Raw genomic sequence first — 1,129 nt, 5'->3', positions numbered from 1 at the left:
CCCCCGGGCCATGCACTCGACAAGGGGAGGTAGTCATGCCAACTCCGAAGGCCGGTAACCCCGTTGCGGGGCTACGAAAACGGTAATGGGGGGGGAGGGACGCTGAGCGATGACGCGACGGCCACCGACACGGCGACGCAGGCGTCGCCCCACGAGGCGACAGCAGCGCCAACAGGCCCAGCTCACGGCATGGCTGCTGGGCGCGGCCGCGGCGGTGGCACTCGTCATCCCGGCCGTGAACTGGTTGCTGACCCACTGGTGGCTCCTGGTCGTGCTCGCCGTGGCGTCCGCACTCGTGGGCGCGGTCCTGCTGCACCGGCGCCGGCAACGGGCCCGCTGGGAGCAGACCCGACGGCAGGGCCTGCGCTACGCGCTGCCCCGGCTGGACGCGCTGCACCACCGCGAATTCGAGTACGCGATACGGGACTTGATGCGACGGGACGGCTGCACGGACGCGCGCCAGATCGGCGGCGCCGGGGACAACGCGGCGGACGTACTCGCCACCGACCCGCTGGGCCGCAAGTGGGTGATCCAGTGCAAGCACCGCCGGAACGGGGCGGGAGGTTCGTCGGTGGGCACGCCGGATCTGCAGCGGGTCAACGGGACGGCACGTCAGCTGTACGGGGCGGACGTGGTCCTGGTCGTCACGAACGGCCTCTTCTCCACGCGCTGCGCGCCGCTGGCCCGGCAGCTGCGCATGCACCTCGCGGACCGACACCTCCTGGCCGACTGGGCAGCCGGCTCCCGCCCCCTGTGGGACCTCCTCCCCCAGATCCCTCCACCGGGACGCCCCTCCCCTCCGACCTGAGACTCTCGTACGAGCGTGCGGAAGCGGTCAGCGATGCTGGGCCGGAACGGACACGTCCGGCGACGACACCGTCCCGGACGGCGTCCCACTGTCGGCCCCCGCCGTCGCCGACCACGCTGCGGCGTGGCCGGTGCCGCGCGACACATACGGCGGGCGCCGGGCACGGCAAGACGCATGCCCCCGGCGCAGCGCAACCATCGTCCAGGCCCCGACCACACACCCACGGGGGCCGAAGCCCCCGGAGGGGGCGGGTGGGTGGGAGGTGAGCGGGTGGCGGCGTGGTCGGTGGAGGGCTCGGGGCGCGCGACCCGTACGGCGGCG

General features: G+C 73.7%; 1 protein-coding gene. It reads left to right on the top strand.

The annotated features are described in order from the left end of the window. The first annotated feature begins 109 nt into the window (after positions 1-109). Positions 110-808, top strand: coding sequence for a restriction endonuclease (locus ACFV9W_RS38190; RefSeq protein ID WP_385770556.1), 699 nt, complete (start codon positions 110-112; stop codon positions 806-808). Positions 809-1,129: the final 321 nt, after the last annotated feature.

The sequence above is a fragment of the Streptomyces sp. NPDC059897 genome, assembly GCF_042730865.1.
Classification (GTDB): Bacteria; Actinomycetota; Actinomycetes; order Streptomycetales; family Streptomycetaceae; genus Streptomyces.
The sequence above is the reverse complement of the archived record's forward strand: the minus strand, read 5'-3'. Positions and strand labels throughout refer to the sequence as shown.